We start from the raw sequence: 14,108 nt of genomic DNA on the forward strand, positions 1-14,108 counted from the left end.
GCCTGCTTCAGCACCAATTAACAATTGCTTTTAGTTCAACTGCAAAGTTTGCGGGCCGAACTCTTCAAAATGGATCAGTTGCTTATCGATCCCTTTTTTAACCAGTTCGCGGTAATGCAGCTCAATAAAACCTGCGGGGCCGCAAATGTAGTATTCGGTGTTTGGCTCAAAGATCTCGTCGCCCAGTTGGTTAAGGTCAACCCAGCCTTCATAAAAATTATCAGGTGTTGCCTCCTCAATATCGTTATAGAAAATGTGCTTTTTAACCTCTTCGTTTTTACCTTCCCAATGTTCAATAACTTCTTTAAAGGCATGTACATTTTTGTCGCGGCAACCGTGGACCCAGGTTTTAGGTCGTTTACTGCCGCTTTTAATCAGGCTTTCCATCATGCTCATTAATGGGGTTTGGCCAACGCCGCCGCTAATGAAAACTATTGGGTGGTCACCATCACCATTTAGTACAAAGCCACCTGCCGGTGCAGATACCTCGATGATATCACCTTCATTAACAAAATTATGCAGGCGGTTGCTGATCATGCCATCGGCAAGCAATTCAGTTCCAGCTTCGCGTTTAACCGAAATCCGGTAATACTCACCATTAGGCGCACTTGAAATACTGTACTGACGGGGTTGTAACAGGTTAAGCTCGGGCAAAAACAAACGCACGCTTAAAAACTGACCGGGCGTAAAATCCGGTACCGCTCCACCGTTCGCGGGATAAAGGTAAAAGGAAATGATCTCTGCCGATTCTTTTACTTTCTGTTTTACCACAAATGGTCTCCAGCCTGTCCAGCCACCTTTTTTAGCCACTTGTTTACTGTAAAGGTTTTGTTCATGGCCAGTCATAATGGCCGCCAGCTGATTGTAGGCAACAGTCCATGCTTCAAGCAGTTCGGGTGTAGCGGCATCGCCCAATACTTCGCTGATTGAGGCAATCAGGTGACCGCCAACAATAGCATAATGCTCAGGCCTGATATCAAGACTTGTATGTTTTTGACCAATGCCATCAAGCACGGGCATTAACACGCCCGGATTTTCTATATGCTCGGCATAAGCCAGTACAGCCATGGCAAGAGCGGTTTGTTGTTTGCTGTTTTGCTGATTGCCCATGTTAAACACATTTTTAAGTTCGGGGTTATGAGTAAACATCCGGTTGTAAAAATGAGTTGTTAACAATACTCCATGCTCCTTCAATACAGGTACCGTGGCTTTAACCAGCTCTTTTTGTTCTTTAGTAATCATCATTTTAACAGTATATATTTATAATTAATTGCTGTGCCTGTTTAACCCTGTATCAAAAGGCAAATACTATCCTCAAGGGCCAGCAGACTGTGCAGCACATTTATTGGTATTTCGAAATCAGTATCGCGCATCAACTCAACCGAGCGCTCATGTTCTTTATACAATACGCTTCCTTCGGTTACTATCAGCGTGGCAGGTACGGAACTTTTATGCTCCTTTAAAACCGCTCCTTTTTTCAGGCCTATTGCTAACACTTTATAGCCATTGCCTTGTTTTAGTATTTTAACTATCGGCCCTGTAGCTAAGGGCATTTGCCCCCGCACTTGTTCTATAATCATATCAATTAATGTAAATGTTATCAGCTTCAAGGTATTTGATCTGCGCACCGTTAGCCAGTACAATCCAGGCCTTAAAATCATTGATTATTTTAAGCATATGCTGCTCGTTGGCAGGGATCAGAAAAGTTTCGCCTTTGCCAAGTTCATAGGTTTCGCCAGCGTAGATGAGCAGGGCGTTCCCCTCCTCTACAATCAGGCAGGCATCTGAAGTAGCTATGTGCCTTTTCATATTTGCACCTGCGGTAAGCTCAACCTTAACCACCTGGAAGTGTTCGTTTACTTCAAGTTGTTTCATAACATTTGATTTTTATATCTGGAAATATCGGCTACATAATAACTCTTCCTGATCCACTCTTCATATTGGCCAGCTTACTCATGAACATTACCGCCATTAAGCCCGCCCTGTTCTTGGCATCATTGGCCATAGGACCGGCAAAGTGCGCGTCAACAGTTTCTTTAAACAGATCCAGCCAGCGATCAAAATGAGCATTACCGATAGGTAGCGGCGCATGACTCGCAAAAGGATTACCTTTAAACCCTGGAACACCAAACAATGCAGCATTCCAGAAGGCGTACATTTTATCAAGGTGCGGCTGCCAGTCGTTTTTTATAACTTCGGCAAAAATGGGTCCCAATAATCCGTCAAGCCGCACCCTGGTATAAAATTCATCAACCAGTAGCTTGATTGATGTTATGTCTTGTATATCATTCATTAGTGTGTATTTATCTGTTTTATTTCTACCTCCGTCGTGCCGAACTTGTTTCGGCACCTCACCTGCTATATGTCACCTGCATTATGGGATCCCGAAACAAGTTCGGGATGACGTCGCGTTTATTATTCCTATTTCAAATACTACTGATTTACAATACAATAAATCAAAAATCCAAAATCTAATATCCAAAATCACGGGGCGTTACCTGCGGCCCGGGCTATCCGCTCATACTGCACAGGCCTTAGTCACAGGCCGGTATCCGCTACTATCCCTAACGCCGGGTATAGAGATTTGAGATCAGAGATTAGTTCACTTTAAGATTTATTCAACTCACCCAACCTCTAATCACCAACCACTAATCTCTCCACTACAGCTTCACCGCCAGCGATGTGATAATGAAATACCCTGTCCAGGCCACAAACAGGATAATCCCTACTACTAGCCACCAAGGGATACTTTGCGGGGTTTCGCTGCCTGCCAACATAAAAGTTTTCTGATCGCCTTTACCATAGGCGTTGATCATCAACGGCAATACGCCTTCTACAATTTCATCTTTCTTTAAACCCTCAATGGCTATCGCCGGGCCGTTACGCACCACAAAGGGAATTAGCTTTATACCTTCCTTACCCTGGTGATCTTTGCTTACTACTTTTAACACATGATTACCATCGGTTAATTTTCGGGTATCCAGATCAAAGGTTACCGGTGCAGGGAACTCCCCTATCGGCTTCGGGTCCTCATCAATAAACAGGGTTACTAAACTTTGCTCTCTCATGGTTTAAGGTCGTTTAAAATCATCCGTTTAATGTGTTCTTCGTTCTTTTCGCCGGGCTTTATAAAGCATTTGATGGTTGCAATCAGCACATACAGCGTAATTACCACCATTACAAAAACTATAAGATAATCCCAGTTGCTATCCGGGCCGGCACCATGGGTGATGCCCCCAAAGCCACCGGCCCGTTGTTTTTTACAGGCCTCACAACCTATAACATCCAGTTTAAGGATGAGCAAGAACAGCAGTATGATGTATTTTTTCATTTTTTAGGTTTCTGTTGTTTTACTTTTTAGCAATTACGGTTTCGGGCTTACCAAATGTGGCTATGATCTTTTTCACATCGTCAGCAGTAACTTTTTTGGAATTATTACCCCAGTTACTACGTTCATGGTTCACTATGGCAGCCACCTCCTCGGGCTTTAGGTTATTGTTTGTACCAACTGCGGGCATTATACCGTAACCTTCACTTACACGACCGTTATAGCCTTTCATGATGATAGTTACCTGCACCTCCGGGTTGTCATCAAGCACTACTTTACTGCCTTTAAGCGCCGGAAAAGCACCAACCAGGCCTTCGCCATTTCCCTGGTGGCACGACTGGCAATTGGTAGCGTAAAGCGCAGCACCATCAAATTCCGGTTTGGCGGCTACACCTTTGCCGGGAGTTGTAGCGACAGCTTTTTCAGCATCACTTTTTCCATACAGAAATATCGGTACCGGTTTACCATCAGGCAGGGTAATTTCTTTTAACGATCGCAGGTAGGCCACAAGTGCCACAGCTTTATGAGTGGCCACAATTTTGCCGATTATACCCTTTTTAAAATCATCGGGCACGTTAACAATTACATCATTTGGCCATGCGTAATCCTTTATATCAAACAGCCACTCATATGATGGCATAACTGACTCTGCCACTACCGACCTCGGGTTAAACAAATGCAGGTAATGCCAATCGTTACTTGGCTGGCGGGTGCCTACGTTGGTTAAATCGGGGCCGGTACGTTCGGAGCCCATGAGGGTTGCTGTATTGCGCCAAACATCAGTACGGGTAATGTTGGCGTAATCGGCAGCAATGTTGGGGCGTGCACCCCACACTTTGTCCATATCCACATTACGTACCTGTTGGGTATGACAGGCCACGCATCCCTCAGCAATAAATACTGCTTTACCCTCTGTTTCAAGCCGGTTTAGCGGCTTACTGCCAGGTAATGGCGCATTATTATTTTGACTGGTGAATGCCGGCCCTATCGCTACAAAAAATGTAAGTAACACAAAGAAGCATAACGCGGCAGTAAAAAGCTTTTTATGATTGTTATAGATTTCCATGGCTATCAGATTTCAGCGTTAGCGGGTATAGTATTTAGCTTCTCAAAAACTTCCTTCCTGATATCGGGATCGCTTTTATCCCCCGAAAACATCACATAAATGTTCCAGGCAAAAACCAGGTGCGATGCCCACATCAGTGAACCACCAATGGCACGCCATAGCCAGTAAGGTGCCATAAGCACTACACTATCAATAAATGGTTTCCCATCGCGCCAGGCTATACCTTTCAGCGTGCCACCTATCATGAGCGGAATGGTGTAAAACAATAAACCAATCAAAGCCAGCCAGAAATGTGCACCAACTAAGCCCTGTTTAGGCTCGTTACCTGTAAGTCTTGGTACTATCGTATAAATACAGGCCCAAAGCATAAAGGCAATAATACCGTACATGGTAAGGTGCGAGTGTGCTGTGGTAAAATCGGTAAAGTGCCAGATAAGGTTGGTTTCCCTGAATGCTTCTGCCGTCCCCTGTGTGGAACCGGTGAAGTAAAACAGGATCCCAACGATATAAAATGGCAGTGTGTAACTCCTGCCAATCTTGTTAAAATTGCCCCTGAAGGTCATGATAAAATTGGTGGTACCAGAAAATACCGGGATCAACATCCCCATACTGCCTACAATAGCTACGGTTTGCAGCCACCATGGTATTGAGCTAAAAATAAAGTGATGTGTACCTATCAGCGTATAAAATAAAATCTGCGACCAAAAGGCCAATATTCCTAAACTGTAAGAGTAAATAGGCGTATTTAACTGCTGTGGTAAAAAGTAGTAAACCAATCCGAGGTTAAAGAACATAAACCACATGCCTACGGCCTGGTGCATATAATACCCCTGCACAATGGTTTCGCCGAGGCCGTCCTGGTAAAAGGGCAGATAGCCTACCGTTACAATCACCGTTAAAAACATCATAGCCGAAACGATATACCAGTTGGAGATATAGATCTCTTTAGTTTTGCGCTGTGCTATAGTTTGGATGTAATTAGCGAGGCTTACTACAATACCACCGGCAAAAAGCGCCATAACTGGCCATATATATTCACGGTATTCGCCACCGCCGTTGTTAATACCGGCCATGAGCATACCGCTGCCTATGATAATAGCAGTGTTCATGAGTATGAGCGAATAATATCCTCGTTTGATGCTATAAACTACCGTATTACTAACCGTGCTAACCACGTAATTTCCAAGGCCCAGCATGGCCATTGACGACCAGCCCCAGAAAACCATATTGGTATGTACAGGCCTTAACCGGCCAAAACTTAACCAGCTGATATGATCTGCATCGGGCGATACAAATTTGATACCGATATACTCACCTACGGAAGTACCCAGCACCAACCACAACGTAGCGGTTCCAAGGTACCACATAATCAACTTTACCAGTTTAGGGTCGGTTTGGTGCTTGGGTGCTGCTTTGCGCTTGGATGCAAAAAAACGCGGGCCATGAACTTCATCAACATTCAGCAGGATACCTTTAGAGTCTTCCGGCCCAATTGTACCGGCAAGTTCATTGTTGGTTAAACGATAGTTAAGCGCGTGCTTGCGTTTAATAAGTTCTTCATATACAGTATCGTCATTATCAACAACATCAGCCAATTCACTGGTTTCCTTTTTTACACGGCTGTAGCGGGTTTTGGCAGCCTGGTTGCGGATCTTTAAAGCCACCAAAAAAACTGTCACCACCAGCGGAATAAAGATCAACGTAAGCATAATGATCATACCGGGACTGGTTAATACATTTTTGCTTTCGGCCGGTGTTTGTGCCTGGGTGGATAATGCTGAAAGTACAAGCAATAATACTATAACAGCTGTAAAGCCATTATTATCCCCCTTTGCTTTGTTAATAGCTTTTTTACGATGGTTTCTGCGGCTTATTAACAGATCAAGCTGGCGAGCATCCAGGCTGTTTATTTGCCTGAAAATCCATTTATCGCCGTGTTTTTCCTGTGCGGCTTCATCATATTTGAGGCTACGGGCCAAACGGATAAGCCAAAGCAGCAGTAACAACAAAAAGAAAATGGTAACTGCAATCATGATGCAGGCACCGGTATTAAAAGCTGGATCGGGCTTCAATACATCGGCTGCATAGGTAGCTGTGCCGGGGATCGACAGCATGCCGATAAGGCTGAGGGTTAAGTAGATTTTGAATTTCATATAAAATATATTAATACCTTTTTATATTTTAATTATTTAGATACGTCTATAATTTTATTCGTTAAAAACTGATTGATTTTGCCTCCGCCTGTAACCTTTTTGGCGGGCTGGTTTATTTTTTCAGTACTACAATTCCCAGGTTCAAATCTTCATTGAACTGGCTTATGGTGATAGATTCAAGCATGTTTTGTAAACGGTTCCTTACATCTAAAAAATCATGGTGTAAGGGACATGGATTTTTTGATGAACACTCTTTCAATCCTAAACCACAATCCCTGAATATACCACCGCCATCAACCGCTTCTATCACGTCGGATAGCGGGCGGGCCAGGCTTTGTGCATCAAGATAAAAACCGCCGTTGGGCCCTTTTACCGATTGAATAATACCTCTTCTACTTAAATCCTGAAGTATTTTAGCCAGGAAATGCTCGGGCGAATCAATGTTTACGGCTATTTCCTTTATGCCAACCCTACTACCGTCGGCGGTGCGCTGGGCTATAAAAAATACCGCCCTTACCGCATACTCACATGTTTTTGAAAATATTCCCATTGCTTTATAAAGCAAAAGTAATTATTTAAATCAACAATAAAAGATATAAATATCTTTTATTGTTTCGTTTACTTAAACCTGACAGTTTATGCCATTAGTTTTATTGCTTCCTGGCTGGTGCTGTTAAATTTATTTTGCTGGTTAAGCGGCAAGCTAAAAGAAAATACAGCACCTCCATCCTTTCCGTTTTCGGCCTTCACTGTACCGCCATGTTTTTGGATAATGCTTTTCACAATATACAAACCCAGGCCTTTGCTGTTTTTTTGCCTCATCGATTTTTGATTGCACTGGTAAAACTTCTGGAACAGCGCCTGGCTGCTTTCCTCATTAATCCCTACCCCCTCATCATGCACCGATACTTCAACATCATTTTCGTTACAGTCTATATTAATGTTAATGTGTGAGCATGGCGGCGAAAATTTGGCAGCGTTGGTTAAATAATTGATCAGCACCTGGATAATCTTGTATTTATCTCCCCTAACCAAAATGCTATCGGCAGTGGGATATTTACAAAAGCGGTGCCCGGGATAAAGAATCCTCATTTCACCAAGCACTGTATCAACCAGGTCGTTAATATCAAACAGGCTATAATTGAGCTGTGCTGATCTGTCCTCGCCGGTTGATGGTGATAAATATTCATCAATCAACTTGGTCATCCCGTTAATATGCTGATCAACCATGTTCAGCAACCTCACTGGTTGTTTATTGATACTGAGTGCAAGATGGTTAATTAAAAACTGGGTATTGAGCTTTATAATAGTTAACGGCGCACGCAGTTCATGATTTAAAATAGCCATGCTCAGGCAGTCCTCGTTAACTTTCTGGGTAACATCTTCAATGGTACCAATCATTTGCTCGGCAGTACCCCACCGGCGTGAGTATAAAACACCTGTAAGCCGGATCCATTTTTCGGTACCGGATGGGGTTACAATTTGCACCTGCTTTTCAAATTTGGTTCCATTAAAGGAGGCAACCTTAAACTCATGGATAAGTCCGCTCAACTGCCCGGGTTTAACAAGCCCAAAAAGTTCTTCGATATTTTCATCATATCCCTTTGATAGCTCAAGCATCTTGCGCATTCGCGGGCAAAAGGATACCTTATTTGACCGGAGCTGGATTTTCCAATTGCCTATGTATGCTGCTCCTATGGGGTGTTCAGGCATTAGCCCCGTCCGGCTTTCCATATTTCTGATTTCCCTGTTCATTTGGATATGTTTTTCTTAAATTTTATTTTATTACTGATAGATTTAACCTGATTACATTATTAAATTTTGACCATAAGCTTAATGACATCCCTTTAATGTACACCCCGTAATCGCTCATTAATATGCCCTTCATGTCATGGTTAATTAACCGAATGGCATACACCAAACTGCAATCATTATTCTTTCCCGATGATTTGCAGTGATAGGTTTCCAGGATATCAAAATCATCGGGCGAAATCAGCTCGTTGTATTGTAAGCACCTGATATATTCTTTCTCAATTACAAAATCGTGATTAAAGCCCCGCTCCTGCAGATCAATAATGAGATTAATCAATTGTTCATCATAGTGATGCATATTGTCATTCATTAAATAGGTGATGCCATCAATTCATTTTCAATAGTATTTTCATTGACCTTATAAAGCCACAAACGACCTTGCAAAGCCATGTAAAAAAGCAGGAGTAATGCCTGTATTGCAATAAGCGGCACAGGCACGCTTATTGCAATACAGGTGACGCTGCCCGGTAGCACTAAAAACATATCGGCCGATATAAAACCGATGCTCATTTGCTTAAGCACAGGTTTGTCCGGCATAAGCATAATAACCAGCAAAGCAAATTTCAATGAACATATACTATAAAGCACGATTATGAAAAACCTGGCAGGCACCAGGGGTTCCATCAAACTTGTGCTAAGCTTAATAAATAAACCTGCTGCTATAAACATCAACACACTTGTAAAGAAGGCAACTGCCAAACAAACAAACTTTTTCATAGCATGAGGGCTTTACACGTTTATCGCACAATTAATTAATGCTTAATTATTAACTGTTATTTAACAATGTAAAGTTCGGGCCGGAGATACCCGAAATCAATGTACTAATTATGGTTTCAGTAGTACAAATTACATATGGCCCAATACAAATGAGACGTTAATACTATATAGGATAGTATTCATTTTCGATATTCCCGAAATTCTTTTCGGCACGGAAAACCAGGGTTATTGCCACGCCTTCGCTATTTTCCATTTTAAAATTCCCGCCAAGCTGCTTGCTCAGGGCCTTCATCATTTCCATACCCAATGACGACGCTTCTTTAATATCAAAACCCTGTGGCAGGCCAATACCATTATCGGCAATGCTCAACATGATATTATTATCATCAAGTGTATCAAGCGAGATGTTTATATAACCACGCTTGTGTGGAAAAGCATACTTAATAGCGTTGGTAATAGCTTCATTGAGCATAAGGCCAACAGGTACTGCCTGGGCAACATCTATTTTAACACGTTCAATTTGCTGTTCAAACCTGATTCCCCGTTCATGAGCGTCGTAACAATCGGCAAGATAATTAACCAGTTCGCTGATGTAAACAGCAATATCAATAAAGGCTACGTTTGAACTGCTATATAATTTTTGATGGATGAGCGCTATAGCCTGTACGCGGTTCTGGCTTTCACGGATGGCGGCAAGCGCTGCGTTATTTTTTAAAAATGCCGATTGGGTATTAAGCAGGCTCATCACTATTTGCAGGTTATTTTTTACCCGGTGATGCACCTCTTTCAGTAACCAGTCCTTTTCATCAAGCAGACGATTTTTATCCGCGGTTAAATGCTGCAGCATTTGATTTTGCTCGCTGATTTCCTTCTCCTTTAGCTGCAACCGTTTACCGTTTATTTGCTTTTGCCAATAACCAACACAAGCACCCCCCAAAACGAAAAGCAACGCAACAATGCCGACAATTATAAGATCCCACCTCATAAAAAACGAACTACTTTTTGCCCACAAAACACCCTGGGAGATATGATCGTAACGCTGCGCCGGCGAGTTTGTGGATATCAAAAGCAAAAAGCCTGTTAACGTCAGCTTGCAATAAAACCGGGATAAGCTTATATTGATATTCACTTGGTATTATTTTTATTACCGGCCTAAACCAAAAATCCTGTTCACAATGCATGCCTATACACAAATAGGCATGTCCTCAAATTCAACTTATAAAAATAATATGATGCCCAAACCTTATCAATGTATTAAATATGGATTTTGATGTATAAATTATGTATTGTATTACCACCTTGCAATAAAAGCAAATATTAATCTATATGATTAATAATCAAATACTAAGCATCAAACTTACCAGTTTCAAGCTCTTTTATTCGTGAATGTAGGATGACTGAAGCAGAACAAAAATATCGGCATCCCTTCTCCCGACTAATAAATGTTTTTTCAATAGATTTAGCTTGAGCATATCGGCGCGCCCGCTTTTGCCGGTGATAGTACACGGCTTAGGCGGTTAAGGATATATACGGACGATATTTCGCTTTCCCATCAGGAATATAATGATATTTCGTTAAGAAGCAGCGCTTATAAAAACAACAAATAACTGAATATCAATGAAGTAAACACAACGGCACGAAATTAGAGTTGCGGTACATGTATTACAAGCTTTAAACTAAGTAACCATGAAACAAGCTAACGATTTTGCTCCGCTACACTTTGACAAAGCATCCTGCTGCTTTCCTTTTAAGATCCATGCCATTGAGTGGATCAAAGAAAACGGCATTGACCTTCCTAACGATTATTTTATGCTGATTTGGATAACAGCCGGTAACGGTTACTACAGGCTCAATTTGCAAAAAGAAGCTGTTACCCCCAATCAATTACTATTGATCAAACCCGGCCGGCTGCATAATCTTAAATTTAGCAGCAGTTTGCAAGGGTATGTCATCTCATTTACCGATTCGTTTTTAGATATAGAAGATTACGGCAGGGAGCCTGTATACAGCCCCATTTATCAAATGTTTAACCAAACGCAGATCATCACCATAAGCAGTGAACTGGCCAAAGATATGATTGATATCAGCGAAATAATGCTTAAAGAATACAGTAGGCATAACCTTTACCGATCCGAGATATTGAAGCGTTATTTCAAGATTTTCCTAATTTATCTTTCACGCCAGCTGGACTCGGAGCAAGCGCCAAAGCAATCGCGAAATACTGCCATCCTGCAAAACTTCATGACCTTGCTTGATAAAAACTTCAGGGAGAATAAAATGGTTGCCGATTATGCCAGCAGGTTAGCGGTAACCCCCAATTACCTCAACGAGGTGGTCAAAAAGCTAACAGGCCAGCCGGCCGGTCATCACATCAGACAAAGGGTTGCCGCCGAGGCAAAACGGCAGGCCATACACCCTGATAGCTGCATGAAAAAAATTGCATACGATCTGGGCTTTTGTGACCTGGCCCATTTCAGTAAATTTTTTAAAAACACTACCGGTATAAGCTTTTCTGATTTTAAGAAAAAGGGCACAATATTACAACCTGTTTTTTAACAACGCATCAAAAACCTATTAATCAGCTTTATAACTAATTAAATTTATCACCATGCCAGAAACAGTACAACTAATCCCAGGCGACTCACTAATTACAGCAACACCACAGGAAGGCCGTGAACTTGCAATTAAAATGGCCCGGCTCATCATCAAGGTAACCCAGCCCGACGCCGAAATTCGTGGTAAGCTAAGAGGTGTTTACGCCGAAGACCCAGCGATGCTCATTGCCGTAGGACAAACAGTTGCAACCGAATTTGCCACCATAGCTGCAGCTAATAATTACTGGCGATAGTGCAATAATGCCTGCGCTTTGCCAATTAATTTCATATTTTTAAGACCGGTAATACATCGTGCATACACAAGTAATTATTATCGGTGCCGGGCCAACCGGTTTAATGGCCGCCTGCCAGCTGGCCCGCTTTAACGTTGAGTTTATTATTATCGATACCAAGCCCGCACCTACTCATGAGTCGCGGGCTATGTTGGTTACAGCCCGCAGCATGGAAATTTATCAGCAAATGGGCTTGGCTGATACTGTTTTGCAACAGGGACAGGTGATTGGAAAATTCGCCATTTATATGAATGGCCGGGAAAAAGCAACACTCGAAACAACCAACGCAGGTAACGGACTCACCGATTTCCCCAACCTGCAGGCATTTGAACAGTTTAAAAACGAGGAACTGCTTTACGAGCAATTGAAAGCTACAGGCCGTGACGTTTTGTGGCGAACCAGTTTGGTTAGTTTTGAACAGCATGATGATCACGTAGTGGCCAGCCTTTACGATAAAAGTGATCCGTTCAGCAAAATAAGTATTAAAGCCTCCTACTTGCTGGCTTGCGACGGTTCATCGAGCCTGGTAAGGCAGCAACTGGAATTAAATTTTGAGGGAGGCACCTACCAAAATAAATTTTTTGTTGCCGATGTAAAGCTTAGCTGGCTGCAACCCGCAAACAAGCTCATCGCATCACTGTCGCGTGTTAATTTCTGCGCCTTTTTCCCAATGTATGGCAATGGTAATTACCGCATTTTAGGTACCCTGCCCGAAGGTTTTGAAGGCAAAGAAAATGTTAGTTTTGATGATCTTAAAGATGTGATCACGGCCAATATTAAGCTGTCGCTGAACGTAGAAAAATTAAACTGGTTTTCAGTTTATAAACTACATCACCGCTGTGTTAACAGGTTCAGGATAAACCGATGTTTTTTATTGGGCGATGCCGCACATATTCATAGTCCCGCAGGTGGACAGGGCATGAATACCGGCTTGCAGGATGCACATAACCTGGCCTGGAAACTGGCCCTGGTGCTGCAAGGTGTTGCTGACGATAAACTTATTAATACATATCATGACGAACGGTACCCTTTTGCCCAATGGCTTATGAAATTTACCGATAAAATATTTGCTTTCATGACAAGCTGTAACTGGTTCTTATATCAGTTACGCACCTACGTTATGCCCAATATTTTACGCCTCGTACTGTCAACCCAATGGATCTCAAAACGGATTTTCAGGATCTTGTCCCAAATTTGGTATTCATACAGAAAAAGCCGGCTTTCCCTGCAGTTTATTAAACAGAAGCTAAAATTTAGTGCCGGCGACAGGTGCCCCTACGTTATGACCGCTATTGACGGCAAACTACAAAGCATCTATCATTTGCTCATGGAACCCAAATTTCACCTGTTATGTATTGGCAGCATTGGGTACGACAGCCTAATTCCTGTTCACTTAATAAATTACATCAAAGTAGTTAATTTACCCCTTAATGAAGGCTGGCAAAAATTAGGGGTACAATCGGGTTTATACCTGCTAATACGGCCCGACAATTATATAGGCCTGCTTAGTGATGAAATAAGCCCAGGTTTGATAAGCGGTTATTTTGATACCTTCAAAGGTAACTGAATACTAAAAAGCCTTAACATGCATTAAGCTTCATCATATATAAAATCAATGCTCCAGCGATAAGTGGCTATACTTGCCAGTAATAAACTACCCGCGCTATCGGCCCAAACCGAATAGTTAAAAGGAGCCTTGATTCCTGAAAATATGGTCATGCAAAGGGCAAAAGTAAGCGTAAGAGCAAAACTTGCATAAGCCGCCGTACGAATCTTAAAACCTACAATAAACATGATGGCTATTGAAACCTCGGCCACTGTTGCCAAAAAACCCATAACGCCTGCCATCCACCGGCTCAGATATGGCATCAACGTATTGGTATAAACCACAAAATTATCCCAACTACCCCAGCTTACTGAATTTTGCCCTGCCGGCCCCATGAAACCCAAGCGATCTGCCACGGGCAACAAAAAACCAATAGCTAAAGCAAAGCGCAAGTAAAGTTGTGCTATTTGAAGTGTATTTTTCATCTATCAACATTTATGCATCTAAAATACAGGTTTAAAATCCCGCTTAAAAACGCAAAATCCATGTTTACACAAATAAGATAAAAGTGTCATCTTTTTGTTGAGAGTTTGGCCGGT

General features: G+C 42.2%; 17 protein-coding genes. 3 read left to right on the forward strand and 14 right to left on the reverse strand.

Features of this window, described 5'->3' with window-relative positions; all coding sequences use genetic code 11:
• Nucleotides 1-30 precede the first annotated feature (30 nt).
• The 13 genes from hmpA to J3L18_RS15470 all read right to left on the reverse strand — a co-directional run bounded on the left by hmpA (nucleotide 31) and on the right by J3L18_RS15470 (nucleotide 10,205).
• A complete protein-coding gene (hmpA, locus tag J3L18_RS15410; RefSeq protein ID WP_223266266.1) occupies nucleotides 31-1,245 on the reverse strand; it encodes an NO-inducible flavohemoprotein in 1,215 nt (404 codons plus the stop codon).
• Between the two features lie 38 nt (nucleotides 1,246-1,283).
• Entirely contained in the window at nucleotides 1,284-1,580 is a 297-nt protein-coding gene (locus J3L18_RS15415) for a cupin domain-containing protein (protein WP_129571056.1), read from the reverse strand.
• Between the two features lies 1 nt (nucleotide 1,581).
• Nucleotides 1,582-1,875 (reverse strand): cupin domain-containing protein, encoded by a 294-nt coding sequence (locus J3L18_RS15420; RefSeq protein ID WP_129571055.1) that lies wholly within the window; start codon nucleotides 1,873-1,875, stop codon nucleotides 1,582-1,584.
• A 31-nt stretch (nucleotides 1,876-1,906) separates the two neighbouring features.
• On the reverse strand, nucleotides 1,907-2,293 hold the full coding sequence (locus J3L18_RS15425) for a group III truncated hemoglobin (protein ID WP_129571054.1): 387 nt from the start codon (nucleotides 2,291-2,293) through the stop codon (nucleotides 1,907-1,909).
• Nucleotides 2,294-2,660: 367 nt separating this feature from the next.
• Nucleotides 2,661-3,068, reverse strand: coding sequence for a cytochrome C (locus tag J3L18_RS15430; protein ID WP_129571053.1), 408 nt, complete (start codon nucleotides 3,066-3,068; stop codon nucleotides 2,661-2,663).
• On the reverse strand, nucleotides 3,065-3,331 hold the full coding sequence (locus J3L18_RS15435) for a hypothetical protein (RefSeq protein WP_129571052.1): 267 nt from the start codon (nucleotides 3,329-3,331) through the stop codon (nucleotides 3,065-3,067). The genes J3L18_RS15430 and J3L18_RS15435 overlap by 4 nt, the downstream gene beginning before the upstream one ends.
• Before the next feature lie 19 nt (nucleotides 3,332-3,350).
• Complete coding sequence (locus tag J3L18_RS15440) at nucleotides 3,351-4,394, reverse strand: cbb3-type cytochrome c oxidase subunit II (RefSeq protein WP_129571051.1); 1,044 nt, start codon at nucleotides 4,392-4,394, stop codon at nucleotides 3,351-3,353.
• A gap of 5 nt (nucleotides 4,395-4,399) precedes the next feature.
• Nucleotides 4,400-6,547: a cbb3-type cytochrome c oxidase subunit I gene (locus tag J3L18_RS15445; protein ID WP_223266265.1), complete on the reverse strand. Its 2,148-nt coding sequence runs from the start codon at nucleotides 6,545-6,547 to the stop codon at nucleotides 4,400-4,402.
• A gap of 112 nt (nucleotides 6,548-6,659) precedes the next feature.
• A complete protein-coding gene (locus tag J3L18_RS15450; protein ID WP_091163129.1) occupies nucleotides 6,660-7,097 on the reverse strand; it encodes an RrF2 family transcriptional regulator in 438 nt (145 codons plus the stop codon).
• Nucleotides 7,098-7,183: 86 nt separating this feature from the next.
• Nucleotides 7,184-8,302 (reverse strand): PAS domain-containing sensor histidine kinase, encoded by a 1,119-nt coding sequence (locus J3L18_RS15455; RefSeq protein ID WP_091163128.1) that lies wholly within the window; start codon nucleotides 8,300-8,302, stop codon nucleotides 7,184-7,186.
• A 22-nt stretch (nucleotides 8,303-8,324) separates the two neighbouring features.
• Nucleotides 8,325-8,669: a hypothetical protein gene (locus J3L18_RS15460; protein ID WP_091163127.1), complete on the reverse strand. Its 345-nt coding sequence runs from the start codon at nucleotides 8,667-8,669 to the stop codon at nucleotides 8,325-8,327.
• Nucleotides 8,669-9,076: a hypothetical protein gene (locus J3L18_RS15465; RefSeq protein ID WP_129571050.1), complete on the reverse strand. Its 408-nt coding sequence runs from the start codon at nucleotides 9,074-9,076 to the stop codon at nucleotides 8,669-8,671. Before J3L18_RS15465 ends, J3L18_RS15460 begins: the two co-directional genes overlap by 1 nt.
• 163 nt (nucleotides 9,077-9,239) lie before the next feature.
• A complete protein-coding gene (locus J3L18_RS15470; RefSeq protein WP_129571049.1) occupies nucleotides 9,240-10,205 on the reverse strand; it encodes a sensor histidine kinase in 966 nt (321 codons plus the stop codon).
• Nucleotides 10,206-10,762: 557 nt separating this feature from the next.
• On the opposite strand from J3L18_RS15470, the gene J3L18_RS15475 reads away from it, so the two are divergent.
• From J3L18_RS15475 to J3L18_RS15485, 3 genes are read left to right on the forward strand one after another with little or no spacing between them, the layout of a single operon-like run.
• Nucleotides 10,763-11,632 carry an AraC family transcriptional regulator gene (locus J3L18_RS15475; RefSeq protein WP_091163123.1) on the forward strand — a complete coding sequence of 290 codons (870 nt, stop codon included), beginning with the start codon at nucleotides 10,763-10,765 and terminating at the stop codon, nucleotides 11,630-11,632.
• 52 nt (nucleotides 11,633-11,684) lie between these two features.
• Nucleotides 11,685-11,924: a hexameric tyrosine-coordinated heme protein gene (locus J3L18_RS15480; RefSeq protein ID WP_129571048.1), complete on the forward strand. Its 240-nt coding sequence runs from the start codon at nucleotides 11,685-11,687 to the stop codon at nucleotides 11,922-11,924.
• Nucleotides 11,925-11,982: 58 nt separating this feature from the next.
• On the forward strand, nucleotides 11,983-13,530 hold the full coding sequence (locus J3L18_RS15485; protein ID WP_129571047.1) for an FAD-dependent monooxygenase: 1,548 nt from the start codon (nucleotides 11,983-11,985) through the stop codon (nucleotides 13,528-13,530).
• A gap of 23 nt (nucleotides 13,531-13,553) precedes the next feature.
• On the opposite strand, the gene J3L18_RS15490 is transcribed toward J3L18_RS15485, so the two are convergent.
• Complete coding sequence (locus J3L18_RS15490; RefSeq protein WP_091163120.1) at nucleotides 13,554-13,994, reverse strand: hypothetical protein; 441 nt, start codon at nucleotides 13,992-13,994, stop codon at nucleotides 13,554-13,556.
• Nucleotides 13,995-14,108: the final 114 nt, after the last annotated feature.

The sequence above is a fragment of the Mucilaginibacter gossypii genome, assembly GCF_017569325.2.
In the GTDB taxonomy this organism is placed as follows: domain Bacteria; phylum Bacteroidota; class Bacteroidia; order Sphingobacteriales; family Sphingobacteriaceae; genus Mucilaginibacter; species Mucilaginibacter gossypii.